General features: G+C 67.8%; 15 protein-coding genes and 1 pseudogene. 7 read left to right on the top strand and 9 right to left on the bottom strand.

Annotated elements, in window-relative coordinates:
• The first annotated feature begins 140 nt into the window (after positions 1-140).
• The gene (locus tag G6N20_RS18315) at positions 141-1,652 is read left to right on the top strand and encodes an HNH endonuclease signature motif containing protein (protein WP_163663276.1); all 1,512 of its coding nucleotides are present in this window, start codon (positions 141-143) and stop codon (positions 1,650-1,652) included.
• An 83-nt stretch (positions 1,653-1,735) separates the two neighbouring features.
• Here G6N20_RS18315 and G6N20_RS22020 read toward each other — a convergent pair whose 3' ends face one another.
• The gene (locus tag G6N20_RS22020) at positions 1,736-2,563 is read right to left on the bottom strand and encodes an integrase catalytic domain-containing protein (protein WP_332102941.1); all 828 of its coding nucleotides are present in this window, start codon (positions 2,561-2,563) and stop codon (positions 1,736-1,738) included.
• Positions 2,564-2,587: 24 nt separating this feature from the next.
• Positions 2,588-2,872: pseudogene (locus tag G6N20_RS21510) on the bottom strand (integrase catalytic domain-containing protein); the annotation flags it as partial.
• Between the two features lie 451 nt (positions 2,873-3,323).
• On the opposite strand from G6N20_RS21510, the gene leuA reads away from it, so the two are divergent.
• Positions 3,324-5,300: a 2-isopropylmalate synthase gene (gene leuA, locus G6N20_RS18305; RefSeq protein ID WP_163663129.1), complete on the top strand. Its 1,977-nt coding sequence runs from the start codon at positions 3,324-3,326 to the stop codon at positions 5,298-5,300.
• 28 nt (positions 5,301-5,328) lie between these two features.
• Here the strand turns inward: leuA and G6N20_RS18300 are convergent, their stop codons facing one another.
• Positions 5,329-6,312, bottom strand: a complete 984-nt coding sequence (locus G6N20_RS18300; RefSeq protein ID WP_083048879.1) for a DEDDh family exonuclease — start codon at positions 6,310-6,312, stop codon at positions 5,329-5,331.
• Positions 6,313-6,444: 132 nt separating this feature from the next.
• On the opposite strand from G6N20_RS18300, the gene G6N20_RS18295 reads away from it, so the two are divergent.
• Both G6N20_RS18295 and G6N20_RS18290 read left to right on the top strand, forming a co-directional pair.
• On the top strand, positions 6,445-7,683 hold the full coding sequence (locus G6N20_RS18295) for a Mur ligase family protein (protein WP_083048882.1): 1,239 nt from the start codon (positions 6,445-6,447) through the stop codon (positions 7,681-7,683).
• Positions 7,684-7,720: 37 nt separating this feature from the next.
• On the top strand, positions 7,721-8,383 hold the full coding sequence (locus tag G6N20_RS18290) for a type 1 glutamine amidotransferase (RefSeq protein ID WP_232065542.1): 663 nt from the start codon (positions 7,721-7,723) through the stop codon (positions 8,381-8,383).
• Here the strand turns inward: G6N20_RS18290 and G6N20_RS18285 are convergent.
• From G6N20_RS18285 to G6N20_RS18275, 3 genes are all read right to left on the bottom strand, one after another.
• Positions 8,380-9,207, bottom strand: a complete 828-nt coding sequence (locus tag G6N20_RS18285; RefSeq protein ID WP_083048888.1) for a hypothetical protein — start codon at positions 9,205-9,207, stop codon at positions 8,380-8,382. The two genes, G6N20_RS18290 and G6N20_RS18285, sit on opposite strands and share 4 nt — an antisense overlap.
• Positions 9,208-9,318: 111 nt before the next feature.
• Positions 9,319-9,930, bottom strand: a complete 612-nt coding sequence (recR, locus tag G6N20_RS18280) for a recombination mediator RecR (protein ID WP_083048891.1) — start codon at positions 9,928-9,930, stop codon at positions 9,319-9,321.
• Positions 9,931-9,941: 11 nt separating this feature from the next.
• Positions 9,942-10,403, bottom strand: a complete 462-nt coding sequence (locus tag G6N20_RS18275; protein ID WP_083048894.1) for a YbaB/EbfC family nucleoid-associated protein — start codon at positions 10,401-10,403, stop codon at positions 9,942-9,944.
• Positions 10,404-10,501: 98 nt separating this feature from the next.
• On the opposite strand from G6N20_RS18275, the gene G6N20_RS18270 reads away from it, so the two are divergent.
• Positions 10,502-11,263: an Rv3717 family N-acetylmuramoyl-L-alanine amidase gene (locus tag G6N20_RS18270; protein WP_083048897.1), complete on the top strand. Its 762-nt coding sequence runs from the start codon at positions 10,502-10,504 to the stop codon at positions 11,261-11,263.
• On the opposite strand, the gene G6N20_RS18265 is transcribed toward G6N20_RS18270, so the two are convergent.
• Positions 11,260-11,706, bottom strand: coding sequence for an SRPBCC family protein (locus G6N20_RS18265; RefSeq protein ID WP_083048899.1), 447 nt, complete (start codon positions 11,704-11,706; stop codon positions 11,260-11,262). The genes G6N20_RS18270 and G6N20_RS18265 overlap by 4 nt on opposite strands.
• Positions 11,707-11,783: 77 nt before the next feature.
• Between G6N20_RS18265 and G6N20_RS18260 the strand changes: the two genes are divergently transcribed.
• Positions 11,784-13,163 carry an FAD-binding oxidoreductase gene (locus G6N20_RS18260; RefSeq protein WP_179961488.1) on the top strand — a complete coding sequence of 460 codons (1,380 nt, stop codon included), beginning with the start codon at positions 11,784-11,786 and terminating at the stop codon, positions 13,161-13,163.
• A complete protein-coding gene (locus G6N20_RS18255; protein ID WP_197745485.1) occupies positions 13,160-14,470 on the top strand; it encodes a class I SAM-dependent methyltransferase in 1,311 nt (436 codons plus the stop codon). The genes G6N20_RS18260 and G6N20_RS18255 overlap by 4 nt, the downstream gene beginning before the upstream one ends.
• Positions 14,471-14,473: 3 nt before the next feature.
• Here G6N20_RS18255 and G6N20_RS18250 read toward each other — a convergent pair whose 3' ends face one another.
• Positions 14,474-16,159 (bottom strand): DNA polymerase III subunits gamma/tau, encoded by a 1,686-nt coding sequence (locus G6N20_RS18250; RefSeq protein WP_083048966.1) that lies wholly within the window; start codon positions 16,157-16,159, stop codon positions 14,474-14,476.
• A gap of 87 nt (positions 16,160-16,246) precedes the next feature.
• Positions 16,247-17,539: an aminotransferase class I/II-fold pyridoxal phosphate-dependent enzyme gene (locus tag G6N20_RS18245; protein WP_142272056.1), complete on the bottom strand. Its 1,293-nt coding sequence runs from the start codon at positions 17,537-17,539 to the stop codon at positions 16,247-16,249.
• Positions 17,540-17,603: the final 64 nt, after the last annotated feature.

The following is a 17,603-nucleotide window of genomic DNA, read 5'->3' as shown; positions in this document are numbered from 1 at the left end:
GCCCGCTGGAGTCGACGGCTTCCCGCCGTCTTGTGTTGAAGTGTTCCGCAACCGACTAGCGACAAAGGCCGACCAGGGGCAGCCGCCGTAACCACAGTCTGTCAGTGCAGCCAGTTATGATCGAATGCGTGTTCGAACAGATGGTTGGTCGTGGGTCTGCGCCGGAGGTGATCGCCCGCTTCGATGAGCTCGTTGAGCGGCGTTACCCGTCGGCCACCGCGGAGTCCGCGGCGATGGTGGATCGGATCTGCTCGGCGTCGCGGGCGGAGAACCGGGCCGCGGCCGCGCAGCTGGCCGCGATTGGCGACTTGTTCGGCTACCGGTTGGCGCGCTGCTCGGAGAACGAGGACTGGGCGATCGACACGATGGAGGCGGTGGCCGCCGAGCTGGCCGCTGCGTTGCGGATCAGTCAGGGGCTGGCGGGTAGCCGGCTGCGCTACGCGCGGGCGATGCGGGAGCGGCTGCCGCGGGTGGCTGAAGTGTTCAAGGCCGGCGATATCGACTATCGGATGTTTCAGACGATCGTGTATCGCACCGACCTGATCACCGACCGCGAGGTGCTAGCGGCGGTGGACGCCGAGCTGGCCGCCAAGGTGCCGCGGTGGCCGTCGCTGAGCCGGGGTCGGCTGGCCGGGCAGGTCGACAAGATCGTGGCCCGCGCCGACGCCGATGCGGTGCGGCGGCGCCAGGAGCACCAGGCCGATCGGGAGATCTGGATCACGGATTGCGTCGACGGTGTCTGCGAGATCCACGGCAGCCTGTTGACCCCGGACGCGCACGCCCTGGACAAGCGGTTGACCGCGCTGGCGGCCACCGTGTGTGCGCACGATCCGCGCAGCCGCCAGCAGCGCCGCGCCGATGCGCTGGGCGCGTTGGCCGCGGGGGCCGATCGGCTGGGCTGTCGCTGCGGGCGGCCCGACTGCGCGGCCGGGGGCCGGCCGGCGCCACCACCGGTCGTTATTCATGTGATCGCCGACCAAGCCAGCCTCGACGGCAGCGGGTCGACGCCGGGCTCCCTGGTGGCAGCCGACGGGCTCATCGCACCCGAACTCGTTGCCGAACTGGCCAAGTCGGCAAAGCTGGTGCCGCTGGTCCACCCGGCCGACGCCCCACCCGAGCCGGGATACGCGCCGTCGCAGGCGCTGGCCGATTTCGTGCGCTGCCGGGATCTGACCTGCCGCTGGCCCGGCTGTGACCGGCCCGCGGTCGATTGCGACCTCGACCATACGATCCCCTACGCCGACGGCGGGCCCACCCATGCGGCCAACCTCAAATGTTATTGCCGTACCCATCATTTGGTGAAAACGTTTTGGGGCTGGCGGGACAAGCAACTGCCCGACGGCACCCTGATCCTGACCTCACCGGCCGGGCACACCTACGTCACCACCCCGGGCAGTGCCCTGCTTTTTCCCAGCCTGTGCCGCGCCACCGGCGGTCTCCCGGCACCCGAAGCCGACCCACCGTTGGACTACTGCGGCGAGCGCACCGCGATGATGCCCAAACGGCGGCGCACCCGCGCGCAAGACCGGGCCCAGCGCATCGCCACCGAACGCCGACACAACCACCGCGCCCGCACCACCCCAGCAACCCAAGACCCCAGCCACACCGGACCCGGCCCACCCCAACCCGACAACGAACCCCCGCCGTTCTGATCTCCCGCGAGGTGCCTCACGTAGAAGTGAGCGCGAAGCGTGGGCTGGTGCCTCACGCATAGTGAGCGCGTGGGGGGCTTGCATTACTTCGCCTTGGCCAATCGGTTGATTGACGGTTGCAATGCTTGCAGGTCGATGTGGCGGGCGGTGGCCAGGGCCTCGGTCTTGGTCTTGGCCAGGTCGAGCAGCTGCATTTGGATCGCGTTGATCTGGCGGGTCAGATCGGCCGGGTTGAAGCCTTCGATCCGGGCGGCCACGGTCGAGAGTTGCTGTGCATCAAGGACGCCCGATGCCTGCAGGCGCTGCCACGGGGTGGCCGGCTTGTCATAGATGCGCTTGCGGCGACCGTTGACGGTGGGGGTGTAGCCGACGGGCTTTTTGGTCGGGGTGAAGAAGTTGCACCGCAGCGACACCAACGGCCACAGCCGGTTGAGCAGCTCCAGCTCTTCGCCGGTGTCATAGCGCCAGTAGAACGCGTGTTTGCGCACCACATGGTTGTTCTTGGACTCGACATGGGCCTGGTCGTTCTTCTGGTACGGCCGGGAGCGAGTCTGGGCGATGTCGCGGGCCTGCAGCCAGCCGGCGACGTCGTGATTGATGAACTCGCCCCCGCAGTCCGAATCGAAAACCGTCATCGGGAATGGGAACCGCTGCTGGCACTCCTGGATGCCCTCGAGGATCCACTTGGCGGCGTTGTTGCGGATCGAGGCGTTCTCGGTCCAGCCGGTCACCAGATCGGTCATCGTCAGGGTGCGGGCGAACTCGCCGATCAGACTCGGGCCGCAGTGCGCCACGGTGTCGGCCTCGATCACCCCCGGGACCTTGGGCGCCTCATCCGAACAGGTGTGGATGGTGATCGAATTACGCAGCAACGGTGAGGGTTTGGTTGTCGAGATGCCTTTGATGCGCATCCGCTCGCGGGCGGGTTTGAGGTAGCGGTCCACGGTGGCCGCGCTCATCGCCTTCAACTCCGCCACCGCCGCTTCGGTGGCGAACGGCTTGTCAAGATCACCGGCGGCGGCCAAAAGCGGCAGCCACAGCTCGAGCATCACCACCAGGTACTTGCCGCACGGCATGCCCATCAAGGCCCACACGTGCTCTAAAAGCGCCCTGGCGTCGTCACTGAAGCCCCGCGCCCGCAGCCTGCGCCCGTCGACCTGCTCGGCCGGCTCCGGCAGACTCGGGCCGGTCAGCATCCGCCGGGCCGTCGAACGACCCATCCCGGTGGCAGACACCACCCGATCCAGGATCTTGGTCTTATCCGCCTTCGATGCTTTGCGGTACTGACCGCGCAGTTTGTTGGTTACCTGCCGCCTCGCGGCCATGTCGATCTTGCCCTCCACATCGGGCAAGCCTTCCGCGCTACGCGCTCAAAATAGCTGAGGCACCACCACCGGCCACGCGCTCAAAGACCGCGCCCGCACCACCCCAGCAACCCAAGACCCCAGCCACACCGGACCCGGCCCACCCCAACCCGACAACGAACCCCCGCCGTTCTGATCTCCCGTTTTGGCCCCAGCGCCGATCGCGGTAAAGTTCACGACGTGCAGCGGGTGCTCCTCCTCGGACGCCGCGACGGGGTCTGATCCAGACCGGCTTCCCGTCGCGGGTGTTCGCGATGCGCCGGTCTGAGATTCCTTCTCACAACCCCGACATCCCGGAGCAACTACCGTGACTAATTCTGATTCACCCGACGCCTACACCGCGTCATTTAAGGTTCGCGCCATCAAAAAGCCGGCGGGCCCGCCCCGACCCGGCCAGCCAGCGTGGAATCCGCAGCGTGGCTCATCGATGCCGGTCAACCGGTACCGACCGTTCGCCGAGGAGGTCGAGCCCATCCGGCTGGCCGACCGCACCTGGCCCGACCGTGTCATCGATCGAGCACCCCTGTGGTGCGCGGTGGATTTGCGCGACGGCAACCAGGCGCTGATCGACCCGATGAGCCCGGCTCGCAAGCGTCGCATGTTCGACCTGCTGGTTCGCATGGGCTACAAGGAGATCGAGGTCGGGTTCCCGTCGGCCAGCCAGACCGACTTCGACTTCGTCAGAGAAATCATCGAACAGGATGCCATCCCTGATGATGTCACCATCCAGGTGCTGACCCAGTGCCGGCCGGAGTTGATCGAGCGGACCTTCGAGGCGTGCGCGGGTGCGGCGCGGGCCATCGTGCACTTCTACAACTCAACGTCAATCCTGCAGCGCCGCGTGGTTTTTCGCGCCGACCGGGCCGCCGTGCAGGCCATCGCGACCGACGGTGCTCGCAAGTGCGTCGAAGAGGCCGCCAAATACCCTGGGACGCAATGGCGGTTCGAGTACTCGCCGGAGTCCTACACCGGCACTGAACTGGAATACGCCAGACAAGTATGCGATGCGGTCGGCGAGGTCATTCAACCGACGCCGGAGCGCCCGATCATCTTCAACCTGCCCGCCACGGTGGAGATGGCCACACCCAACGTCTATGCCGACTCGATCGAGTGGATGAGCCGCAACCTGGCCAACCGGGAGTCCGTCATCCTGAGCCTGCATCCGCACAACGACCGCGGAACTGCCGTCGCCGCAGCCGAATTGGGGTTCGCCGCCGGAGCCGACCGGATCGAGGGCTGTCTGTTCGGCAACGGAGAGCGCACCGGCAACGTGTGCCTGGTGACGTTGGGGCTCAACCTGTTTTCGCGCGGCGTGGACCCGCAGATCGACTTCTCCAACATTGACGAGGTCCGGCGCACGGTGGAGTACTGCAACCAGTTGCCGGTCCATGAACGTCACCCCTACGGCGGAGACCTGGTCTACACCGCCTTTTCCGGCAGCCATCAGGACGCCATCAACAAGGGCTTGGACGCGATGAAGTTCGACGCCGATGCCGCCGACACCGACGTGGACGACATGCTGTGGCAGGTGCCGTATCTGCCGATCGACCCCAAGGATGTCGGACGCACCTACGAGGCGGTCATCCGGGTCAACTCGCAGTCCGGCAAGGGTGGGGTGGCCTACATCATGAAAACCGACCACGGCCTGGCTCTGCCGCGGCGGCTGCAGATCGAGTTTTCCCAAGTGATTCAGAAGATCACCGAGGGTGAGGGCGGTGAGATCTCACCCAAGGAGATGTGGGACGCGTTTACCGAGGAGTACCTGGCCCCAGTGTGGCCGTTGGAGCGCATCAGGCAGCATCTGGACGCTGCCGACGAGGACGGCGGCATGACCAGCATCACCGCCACCGTCAGGGTCAACGGGGTGGAGACCGAGATCAGCGGGTCCGGCAACGGTCCGCTGGCCGCGTTCGTTCATGCGCTGGGCGGCGTCGGGTTCGACGTGGCGGTGCTGGATTACTACGAGCACGCGATGAGCGCCGGTGACGATGCTCAGGCCGCAGCCTATGTGGAGGCTTCCGTGACGATCGCGAGCGCGGCGCAGCCGGGCGAAGCGGGTCGGCACGCATCAGGCCCCGTGACGATCGCGAGCGCGGCGCAGCCGGGCGAAGCGGGTCGGCACGCATCAGGCCCCGTGACGATCGCGAGCGCGGCGCAGCCGGGCGAAGCGGGTCGGCACGCCGACAGACCGAACCGCACGGTGTGGGGCGTGGGCATTGCGCCGTCGATCACCACCGCGTCGCTGCGTGCCGTGGTGTCGGCGGTCAACCGGGCAGCACGCTAGGTCTCGACGATCGCTGCCCGCAGTCTCTTCAGAACAAGGCGAACTGCTCTTCCACCACGTCGGTGAATGGCTGCACGCTGGTGCCGCCGACGACGGATCCGACACAGTCCATGAACATCGCGTCGGAAACCACCGGAACCCCCACCCGCAGCGCGTGGTAGCCCTTGCCCTGCCCGGGAGCGGTTTCGTTGCAGACCACCAGCGAGGTCTCCGGGTCGACGTGGTCGCTGTAGGCCAGCCCGGCATGCAGGATTCGTTCGAGGAGCTCCTCGTGGGTGCGTCCCACCTCGGCCGCCAGCGCCACCCGCATGCCCTGTACCAGCGGTCTGCCCGGCACGTAACGCCCGGGGTTGAGATACGGGCAGGGCATCCGGGACGCCAGCGCCTTCAGCGGCCGCAGTTCGTCGTGGGTCACCCGGCCGTTGGGCCAGCGGCGCCGGGTCACCGGACGTACCGGCAACCAGACGTCACGTTCGCGAGCCCGCTGCAGCGCCGCCGTCAGCACCCCGGTCAACACCAGCGCGTCGTCGAACGCGTCGTGCGGCCGCTCCTGGGGCACACCCCAGTGCGCGGCAAGGGTCTCCAACCGCAGATTGTCGATGCCGAGCCCTAACCGCCGAGCCAACTCGACCGTGCACATGACGGAGTCGACGGGAAGCTCCGCCTGGGCCATCTCCGCCTCGGCGGCAAGAAACGAATAGTCGAACGCGACGTTGTGGGCGACCAGCGTGCGGCCGCACAGCACCTCGACCAGGTCACCGACGATGTCCGAGAATTGCGGCTGGTCCTCCAGCATCGCGGTCGTCAGTCCGTGGATATGGGTGGGACCCGGGTCCACCCCCGGGTTGAGCAGGCTGACCACTGATCGCTCGACGCGGCCGCCGGCGTCCAGGCCCAGCACGGCAAGGCTGATGATCCGGGCCTGACCGGGCCGAAAGCCGGTGGTCTCGACGTCGATCACGGCCCATCCCCCGTCCGGGTGGCTGGCCGGTCGTCCCCAGGTGTGGCTCACACGATGAGGATGGCACGTCCGAGCGACATCGCGGGCTCGCCGCGCATTCGTGTCGGCCCTGAAACCAAATGAGGGCGACCCGCCGCGCCCGGCGCAAAGCGCCGAGCTTGCGATCGCCCTTAGACTGCGCGGGTGGTTACCACCCGGGCACGTCTGGCGCTGGCCGCCGGGGCCGGCGCGCGCTGGGCGTCGCGGGTCACCGGGCGCGGCGCCGGCGCGATGATCGGGGGCCTGGTCGCTTTGACCCTGGACCGTTCGATCCTGCAACAGCTCGCGGCGGGCCGGCGCACGGTCGTCATCACCGGCACCAACGGCAAGTCGACCACCACCCGGATGACCACCGCAGCGCTGGGCACGCTGGGAGCCGTGGCCACCAACACCGAAGGCGCCAACATGGACGCCGGCCTGGTGGCCGCGCTGGCGGGCAACAGGCAGGCCACGCTGGCGGCCCTCGAGGTCGACGAGATGCACGTGCCGCACGTCGCCGACGCCGTCGAACCACACGTCATCGTTTTGCTCAACCTGTCCCGTGACCAGCTCGACCGCGTCGGCGAGATCAACATCATCGAACGCACGCTGCGCGCCGGCCTGGCCCGGCACCCCCACGCGGTCGTCGTCGCCAACTGTGACGATGTGCTGATGACATCGGCCGCCTACGACAGCCCGAACGTGGTCTGGGTGGCGGCGGGCGGCGCCTGGTCGAACGATTCGGTCAGCTGCCCGCGCAGTGGCGAGGTCATCGTCCGTGACCGCGGCCACTGGTATTCCACTGGCGCCGACTTCAAGCGGCCCAGCCCGCACTGGTGGTTCGACGAAAACACCCTTTATGGGCCCGACGGGCTGGCGCTGCCGATGCGGCTCGCGCTGCCCGGATCGGTCAATCGCGGCAACGCCGCCCAAGCCGTCGCGGCCGCCGTCGCGGTGGGTGCCGATCCGGCGTTGGCCGTCGCCGCGGTCTCCACGGTCGACGAGGTCGCCGGGCGCTACCGGACCGTCCGGCTCGGCGCGCACGAAGCGCGGATCCTGTTGGCCAAAAATCCAGCCGGCTGGCAAGAAGCGCTATCGATGGTGGACAAACGTGCCGCCGGGGTGGTCATCGCGGTCAACGGGCGGGTGCCCGACGGCGAAGACCTCTCCTGGCTGTGGGATGTGCGCTTCGAGCACCTCGAGGAGACCTTCACGGGGACAGTGGTGGCCGCCGGCGAACGCGGCACCGACCTCGCGGTTCGCCTCGGATACGCGGGCGTGCGGCACACCCTGGTGCACGACACCGTGGCGGCCATCGCCTCCTGCCCGCCCGGGCGGGTCGAGGTCGTCGCCAATTACACCGCGTTCCTTCAGCTGCAGCGAGCATTGCCGCGCCGTGGCTGATTCCACGGTGCGGATCGGGCTGGTGTTGCCCGACGTGATGGGTACCTACGGCGACGGCGGCAATGCCGTGGTGCTGCGCCAACGGCTGCTGCTGCGGGGCATCGGCGCCGAGATCGTCGAGATCACGCTCGCCGATCCGGTCCCGGACTCCTTGGACCTCTACACGCTGGGCGGCGCCGAGGACTACGCCCAGCGGCTGGCCACCCGGCACCTGCTTCGCTACCCGGGCCTGCAGCGCGCGGCCGCCCGGGGCGCTCCCGTGCTGGCGATCTGCGCGGCCATCCAGGTGCTCGGGCACTGGTACGAGACGTCATCGGGGGAACGGGTCGACGGCGTGGGCCTGCTGGATGTGACCACCTCGCCGCAGGATGCGCGCACCATCGGTGAGCTGGTCAGCACGCCACTGCTGGCCGGTTTGACGCAGCCCCTGACCGGTTTTGAGAACCACCGCGGCGGCACGGTGCTGGGCCCCGCGGCGACACCGCTGGGCCTGGTGGTCAAGGGCGCGGGCAACCGGGCCGGCGACGGCGTGGACGGCGCGGTTGCGGGCAACGTGGTCGCGACCTACATGCACGGGCCCTGCCTGGCCCGTAACCCGGAGCTCGCCGACCTGCTGCTGAGCAAGGTGGTGGGTGAGCTGGGGCCTTTGGAGTTGCCGGAGGTGGAGCTGTTGCGCCGCGAGCGCCTGTCGGCGCGCTAAGGCCGCCAACCTCTAGCCAGCAGTGCATCGCGCGCCCGGGCCACCACCTCGTCGGGCTGGTCCTCGGCGATCACTCGGATGATGATCCAGCCCAACTCCGCGAGCTTGCGCAGCCGTCGCTGGTCTTTCACGTAACGGCGGCGGTCGCTGCGATGTTGGTCCCCGTCGTATTCGGCAGCTACCGCGTATTTCTCCCACCCCATATCGAGCACGCCCACCGTGTGCCAGCGGTGCACCACCGGAATCTGCGTGGTCGGCACCGGCAAGCCCGCGTCGATCAATAGCAGCCGCAGCCAGGTCTCCTTCGGCGAGGCTGCTCCGCCGTCGACAAGTGGCAGCACGTCGCGCAACCGACGGACACCCCGGGCACCCGCATGGTGCTTGGTCAGTAGGAGCACATCTTCGCGTGAAAACGGGGTGGCGCGCATGAGGGCATCGAGACGCGCCACGGCTTCGCCGCGGGGCAGGAGCCGACCGAGGTCGTATGCCGTCCGCGCCAGTGTGGTGACCGGCAGGCCCGCCACCTTGGTGATCTCGTCGTCGCCCAAGGTCTCGTCACGAGCGACGAGCCCCCGCGGCGGTCTGGTGTTGGACCAGATCAGCTCGATCGGGACGTCGTCGTCGATCCATTGCGCACCATGCAGCGCGGATGCGGCGACACCGGCGATGACGCCTTGCCGCCCGGATCGCAACCACGCCCCCTCGATCCTGTCACGAAGTGACGGCTCACGCCCTTTCCCAAAGACGTCACGAAAGATGGCCCGGTGCCACCGACGCAGCTCGTTTTCCGTAAGCCGGCCCTGCGTCAGCGCTTCACTGCCCAGAAAGACCTCACCCGCGCCGCAACATTGACAGCGGCCACCGACACTCGCGCGAGCCTGTAGTTACCGTGCAAAAGTGCGAGTGGGCCCCACGTCAACTACAGGCTCGGCGAATTACACCAGCACCCGCCGGCCCGTCAGCGCGCGGCCCAGTGTCAGCTCGTCGGCGAATTCCAGGTCGCCACCCATGGGCAGCCCGGACGCGATTCGCGTCACGGTCAGGCCGGGGATGTCACGCAGCATCCGCACCAGGTAGGTGGCCGTGGCCTCGCCCTCGGTGTTGGGGTCGGTGGCGATGATCACCTCGGTGATGTCGACGTCGTCGACCCGCTCGCCGATGCGGCTCAGCAGCTCACGGATGCGCAGCTGCTCGGGGCCAATCCCGGACAGCGGATCCAGCGCACCGCCCAGGACGTGGTAGCGGCCGCGGAATTCGCGGGTGCGCTCGACAGCCTGGATGTCCTTGGGCTCCTCGACGACACACACCACGGATGCATCGCGACGGACATCCGAACAGATTCGGCACCGCTCGTCGTCGGAAACGTTGCCGCAGACCTCGCAGAACCGCACGCCATCGCGAACCCTGCCCAGCGCGGCGGTCAGCCGGTCGATGTCCGGCGGTTCGACCGACAGCAGGTAGAAGGCAATGCGCTGCGCGCTCTTGGGTCCGATGCCCGGCAGCTTGCCGAGCTCGTCGATCAAATCCTGGACGGGCCCCTCAAACATGTCGATGCAGGTCAGACCCCCGGCGCACCCGGAACTCCTGGCGTACCCGGCATTCCTGGCATACCGGGCGGGGGCGGCACCCCCGGCGCACCCGGCATACCCGGCGCCCCCGGCGCCCCCGGCGCCCCCGGCATACCGGGCCGGGGCGGCGCCCCCGGTGGTGTCGGCGGACGCATGGCACCGGCCAGCGCACCCAGCCGCTCCTGCGCCATCTTCGTCACCTGCTGGGATGCGTCACGCATCGCACCGACGATCAAATCCTGCAGGGTGTCGATGTCGTCGGGGTTGACGACCTGAGGGTCGATCGTCACCCCGATCACCTCGCCGCTGCCTTTGACGTGAACCTTGACCAAGCCGCCGCCGGCCTGACCGTGCACCTCAGCGTTCGCCAGCTGTTGCTGTGCTTCTAGCAACTTTTGCTGCATCTGCTGCGCCTGGGCGAGCAGTGCGGACATATCGCCTCCGGGTTGCATGACAGTCCCCTCGCATCTTGGTCTCGAGTTGGTTTCGCCTGCGCTTGTCGGGCGATTCGAAACCTTCAGCGTAGACCGCGCCGCGCTACCTTTGTGCGGTGGATGTCCGAGTTGGCGTGCGTGTCGGGATCGCCGCGGTCGTCGGGGTGCTCGCCGCCACGTCGATGCCGACCGTGCCGACCGCAACCGCAATCCCGTCCACTATCGCCGGCATGGTCGTGTTCATCGACCCTGGGCACAACGGGGCCAACGACGCATCCATCGGCCGCCAAGTGCCCACCGGTCGCGGCGGCACCAAAGACTGCCAGGCCAGCGGGACGTCGACGAACAGCGGCTATCCGGAGCACACGTTCACCTGGGACACCGCGCTGCGGCTGCGCGCCGCGCTGGGCGCGTTGGGGGTACGCACCGCCATGTCACGCGGCAACGACAACGCGCTGGGACCGTGCGTCGATGAACGCGCCAACATGGCCAACGCGCTGCACCCCAACGCGGTTGTCAGCCTGCACGCCGACGGCGGCCCGGTCACCGGCCGAGGATTCCACGTCAACTACTCCGCCCCGCCGCTGAACGCCGTACAGGCCGGACCGTCGGTGCAGTTCGCCCGGGTCATGCGCGACCAGTTGCAGGCTTCGGGCATTCCGCCGGCCAACTACATCGGCCAAAGCGGCCTGTACGGACGGTCGGACCTGGCCGGCCTCAACCTGGCCCAATACCCGTCGATCCTGGTCGAGCTGGGCAACATGAAAAACCCCGCAGACTCGGCCCTGATGGAGTCCCCGGAGGGCAGACAAAAATACGCCGACGCGCTGGTCCGCGGCCTCGCCGGCTTCCTGGCCACCCAAGCCCAGGCGGGCTAACTCGGCTGGTTTTCCAGTTCGTTCTTGAGGTTGGCCAGCACCTCGGCCTGGATCTTCTTCAGCCCCAGCGGCGCAAACGTCTTTTCGAAGAAGCCCTGCACGCCCCCGGCGCCGGTCCAGGTGGTCTTCACGGTGACACTGGATCCCGGTCCCGCCGGAGCCACCGTCCAGTTGGTGATCATCGACGAGTTCGCGTCCTTCTCGATCACGGTGTGGCCCGCGACGTCCACGTGAACCTGAACGTCGCGAACGCGTGATTTGGTCGCCTGCAGCCGCCAGCTGGCAACCGTGCCCTGCCCCTGCCCGCCTTCGAGCACCCGATACTGGCTGTAGTGCCCGGAAAGAATTCGCGGCCGCACGTTCCGATAATCGGCCAGGGCCTCCAGCGCGGTCGCGGGCGAGACGTTGAGCAAGATCGTGCTGGCCGCGCTCACCTGTCCCATCAGGCGCAACTCCTCTGTCGTGATGGCGTTCAGCCCGTGCGCGGGTGCAGGGGCTGTTATCGAGGACTAGGGTATATGTGGTGCCCGTTCCTGGATCCGCACTGTCAGCCCACCTGTCGGGCGTCGAGCGACTGTTGGCAAGTTACCGATCCATCCCTGCCACGGCGTCCGTCCGGCTCGCCAAGCCCACCTCGAATCTGTTCCGGGCCCGCGTCAAACGGGATTCAGCTGGCCTGGATACCTCAGGACTGACCCGCGTGCTCAGCATCGATCCCGACGCCCGCACCGCCGACGTGGCCGGCATGTGCACCTACGAGCACCTGGTCGCGGCGACGCTGCGTTACGGCCTGTCGCCCCTTGTGGTTCCACAGCTGAAGACCATCACCCTCGGCGGTGCGGTCAGCGGCTTGGGCATCGAGTCGGCGTCGTTCCGCAACGGCCTGCCGCACGAGTCGGTGCTGGAGATGGACATCCTCACCGGCGCCGGCGAATTGCTCACCGTATCTGCAGACCGGCACCCCGACCTGTATCGTGCCTTCCCCAATTCTTATGGGACGCTGGGATATTCGACTCGGCTTCGGATACGGCTGGAGCCGGTGGCGCCGTTTGTGGCATTGCGGCACATTCGATTTCACTCGCTGAGCGCGCTTGTCGCGGCGATGGACCGCATCGTCGACACCGGCGGCTTGGACGGGATCCGCGTGGACTATCTCGACGGTGTGGTCTTCGGCGCCGACGAAAGCTACCTGTGCGTCGGTGTGCGGACCACCACCCCCGGCCCAGTCAGCGACTACACCGGGCAAGACATCTACTACCGGTCGATCCAGCATGACACCGGTACTAAAGAGGACCGGTTGACCGTTCACGACTATTTCTGGCGCTGGGACACCGACTGGTTCTGGTGCTCCCGCGCGTTTGGCGCGCAAAACCCGTCGCTGCGGCGCTGGTGGCCGCGGCGCTACCGGCGCAGCAGCGTCTACTGGAAGCTGGTGGCGGCCGATCGGCGGTTTGGCATCTCCGAGCGGATCGAGAAACGCCAGGGGCGTCCGGCGCGCGAGCGAGTGGTGCAGGACGTCGAGGTGCCGATTCAGCGAACAACCGAGTTCCTGCAATGGTTCCTCGACGCCGTCCCCATCTCACCGATCTGGCTGTGCCCGCTGCGGCTGCGTGACCACCACGGCTGGCCGTTGTACCCGATCCGGCCGGACCAGACCTACGTCAACATCGGGTTCTGGTCGTCTGTGCCGGCCGGTGCCACCGAGGGCGCGACCAACCGTGCGATCGAAGACAAGGTGGGGGAGCTGGGCGGTCACAAGTCGCTGTATTCGGACTCGTATTACACCCGCGAAGAGTTCGACCAGCTCTACGGCGGCGAGGCCTACAACACGGTGAAGAAAACATACGATCCCGACTCGCGTCTTCTCGACCTCTACGCAAAGGCGGTGCAACGACGATGACCACGACAAGCCAATCCACGCACAAGACGACGGGCAAACTGAGCATGGCCGAGATCCTGGCCGTCTTCGCGGCCAGCGGGCGACAGCCGCTGAAGTTCATCGCCTACGACGGCAGCACCGCCGGCAGCGAGGACGCCGAACTGGGTCTGGAACTCACGTCCCCCCGGGGCGCGACCTACCTGGCCACGGCCCCCGGCGAGCTGGGCCTGGCCCGCGCCTACGTCGCGGGCGACCTCGCGGCCCACGGTGTGCATCCCGGCGATCCCTACCAGCTGCTCGTCACGCTGACCGACCGGGTCAATTTCAAACGACCGTCGGCGCGGGTGCTGGCCAACGTCGTCCGCTCGATCGGCATCGAGAATCTATTGCCGATCGCGCCACCGCCGCAGGAAACCCCGCCCCGGTGGCGTCGACTGGTTGACGGCGCGCTGCACAGCAAGACCCGGGACGCCGAAGCCATCCACCACCACTACGACGTGTCCAACACCTTCTACGAATGGGTGCTGGGGCCCTCGATGACCTATACCTGCGCGGTCTATCCGGACGCCGAGGCGACCCTGGAGGAGGCCCAGGAGAACAAGTACCGGCTGATCTTCGAGAAGCTGCGGCTAAAGCCGGGTGACCGGCTGCTCGACGTCGGGTGCGGCTGGGGCGGCATGGTGCGCTACGCCGCCCGCCGTGGGGTCCGGGCCATCGGTGCCACGCTGTCGGTCGAGCAGGCCACCTGGGCGCAGCGGGCGATCGAGCACGAAGGGCTGACCGGCCTGGCCGAGGTGCGGCACTCCGACTACCGCGACGTCACCGAGATCGGCTTCGACGCCGTATCGTCGATCGGGCTGACCGAGCACATCGGCGTCAAGAATTATCCGGCCTACTTCGCGTTCCTCAAGTCGAAGTTGCGCACCGGCGGCCTGCTGCTCAATCACTGCATTACCCGCAACGACAACAAGTCGACTCCCTTCGCGGGTGGGTTCACCGACCGCTATGTCTTCCCCGACGGGGAGCTGACCGGCTCGGGACGCATCATCACCGAGATCCAGGACGTCGGTTTCGAGGTGCTGCACGAGGAGAACTTTCGGCATCACTATGCGATGACGCTGCGCGACTGGTGCCGCAACCTCGTCCAGCACTGGGACGAGGCCGTCGAGGAGGTCGGGCTGCCCGTCGCCAAGGTCTGGGGCTTGTACATGGCGGCGTCGCGGGTAGCCTTCGAACGCAACAACATTCAGCTGCATCACGTGCTGGCCGCAAACGTCGGCACCTGGGGCGACGACGAGCTGCCGCTGCGGCCCTGGTGGACGCCGTAGCTGCTAGCCGTCGATCCGACGGGCACCCAGTTCGTTCCGCAGCAGCTCGAGCGCGGCCTGTTCCGGGTCGCGGGGCGGGGCCGACAGGTCGCTGCGGGCCGCCTCGGCCAGCATGCTCTCCACTTCTTCGTCGCGGTGAGCGGAATCCGCCTCGGGGGCGGGCTCGTCCCGTACCGGGGCCGGCCCGTTGGCCTCGGCCGTGACCGGCGCGCCGGTGTCACAGCGCACCCGCCAGTTGACCCCCAGCGCATCCTTGAGCGCCTCGGCGATGACGTCGGCGTTGCGCTGTTCGGACAGCCGTCGCGCGAGCGGCGCCGAACCGTGGGTCAGCACCAGCGTGTCATCTTGAACCGCCCGGACCACGGCGTCGCCCAACATGGCGTTGACCGACTTGCTGCGCTGACTGACATGGTCGCGCACAGTCGACCACTGCCGTCTTACGGCCGCCGCGTCGAGCTGACCCGGCTGCGCCTCGGCGGGTTTCGGATTGGCGGGCGCGACGGCCGCGGGTGCGGCCGCAGGACCCGGTATCGACATGGCTAGCCGCGTCTCGATCCGCTCGACACGTTGCAGCAATGCCGATTCGGCATCGCTGGCCGAGGGCAACAGCAGCCGCGCGCACACCACTTCGAGCAGCAGACGCGGCGCCGTCGCGCCCCGCATCTCGCCCAGCCCGGCCTGGACCACCTCGGCGTATCGGGTCAGGGTCGCCGGCCCGATCCGGGCCGCTTGCTCCCGCATCCGGTCCAGCACGTCTTCCGGCGCATCCACCACGCCACGCGACGCCGCGTCGGGGACGGCGTGCAGCACGATGAGGTCGCGGAATCGCTCCAGCAGATCGGTGGCGAAGCGCCGAGGGTCGTGGCCGGCGTCGATCACCGATTCGACCGCCCCGAACAACGCCGCGGCGTCGCCCGCGGCCAGGGCGTCGACCGCGTCATCGATCAGGGCGACGTCGGTGGCGCCCAGCAGCCCTAGCGCCCGCTGGTAGGTCACGTGGGTGCCCTCGGCTCCCGCCAGCAACTGGTCCAGCACCGACAGGGTGTCCCGGGGCGAACCACCCCCGGCCCGGATGATCAGCGGATACACCGCGTCGTCGATGACGACACCCTCCTGTTCACAGATGCGCCCGACGAGCGCCCGCATGGTCCGCGGCGGCAATAGCCGGAACGGGTAGTGATGGGTGCGTGACCGAATCGTCGGCAGCACCTTCTCCGGTTCGGTGGTGGCGAAGATGAAGATGAGGTGTTCGGGGGGTTCCTCGACGATCTTGAGCAGCGCGTTGAACCCCGCGGTGGTCACCATGTGCGCTTCGTCGACGATGAACACGCGGTACCGCGATTGGGCCGGCGCGTAGAAGGCGCGGTCCCGCAGCTCTCTGGTGTCGTCCACGCCGCCGTGGCTGGCGGCGTCGAGCTCGACGACGTCGATGCTGCCGGGCGCGTTGGGCGCCAACGCCAGACAGGACTCACAGACACCGCACGGGCTGGCCGTCGGCCCCTGCGCGCAGTTCAGCGACCGCGCCAGGATGCGCGCCGACGACGTCTTGCCGCAGCCACGCGGCCCGGAGAACAGATACGCATGGTTGATCCGGCCGGCCTCCAGGGCAACCGACAATGGCCCGGTGACGTGCTCCTGGCCCACCACCTCGGCGAAGGTTGCCGGTCGATACTTGCGGTAGAGAGCCACGGTCTGCAGGCTACCGACCCGCGGTGACGAGTGCCCCACCGGCGTCGAGCGTGAACGTAGGGCGGGATTTTCGCAGATTTCCCGCCCTCAGCGCACGTTCGGGGGCGGGTTGAGCAACGACTCGGTCGCCGCCAGCAGCGCGCAGGTCGCCAGCCCGTCGACCGCGTCGCGCAGGTCCGGCATCGACGGGAAGGTGGGCGCGATCCGAATGTTCTTGTCGTCGGGATCCTTTCGATACGGAAACGACGCACCGGCCTCGGTCACCGCGATGCCGGCGTCCTTGGCCAGTGCCACGGTCCGGCGCGCCGTTCCCGGCAGCACGTCAAGGCTGATGAAGTAACCGCCCTTGGGCTTGGTCCAGCAGGCGATCTGGGAATCACCGAGCCGCTGGTCCAGGATTTCGGCCGCCAACGCGAATTTCGGCGCCAGTATCTGCTGGTGACGCAGCATGTGCAGGCGGACCCCGTCGGCGTCGCCGAAAAAGCGCAGGTGCCGAAGCTGGTTGACCTTGTCCGGGCCGATCGACTTCTTTCCGGCGTATTGCAGATACCAGGCGATGTTGCCCAGCGATCCGCCCAGGAAGCTGACGCCGGCGCCGGCGAAGGTGATTTTCGATGTGGACGCAAAGACGTAGGGCCGGTGCGGGTTGCCGGCCTTGGCGGCCAGCCCGAGCACGTCGACCTGGCGAATGAAATCCAGCGTCAGGGTGTGCACCGCGTAGGCGTTGTCCCAGAACAACCGGAAGTCGGGTGCCGCCGTCCGCATCTGGACGAGCCGGCGAACCGTTTCCCAAGAGTAGGTGACGCCGGTGGGATTGGCGTACACCGGCACCGCCCACATCCCCTTGATGGCGGGATCGACCGCGACCAGCTCTTCGATCAGGTCGACGTCCGGTCCGTCATCGAGCATGGGGACCGGAATCATCTCGATGCCCACCGTCTCGGTGATGGCAAAGTGCCGGTCGTAACCGGGGACGGGACACAGGAACTTGATGCCGTCCTGCTCCTGCATCCAAGGCCGCGGGGAGTCCACACCGCCGTGCAACATCGAAAAGGCGACCACGTCGTGCATCAACTCCAGGCTGGAGTTGTTTCCCGCGATCAGATTGGGCACTCCGATGCCGAGCAGCTCCCCGAATATGGCCCGCAGTCCGGGCAGACCGTGCAGGCCGCCGTAGTTGCGGGTGTCGGTGCCGTCCTCGTCTCGGTAATCGTCCCCGGGCAGGCTCAGCAGCCGGTTGGACAGGTCGAGCTGCTCCGGGGACGGCTTGCCGCGGGTGAGATCCAGGGCCAGCTTCTTGGCCCGCAGCTCCGCATAGGCCTGCTGGTGGCGGGCGTGCAGGGCAGCGAGATCGGCGCGGCTGAGCGAATCGAACGACACCATGCGGCCCTTTCGCCGTTGCACACCGTGGGGTCTAGGGGCATAAGCACTGTTTGCACTGCCC

Origin of the sequence: Mycobacterium shinjukuense (assembly GCF_010730055.1) — a bacterium.
Lineage (GTDB): Bacteria > Actinomycetota > Actinomycetes > Mycobacteriales > Mycobacteriaceae > Mycobacterium > Mycobacterium shinjukuense.
The sequence above is the reverse complement of the archived record's forward strand: the minus strand, read 5'-3'. Positions and strand labels throughout refer to the sequence as shown.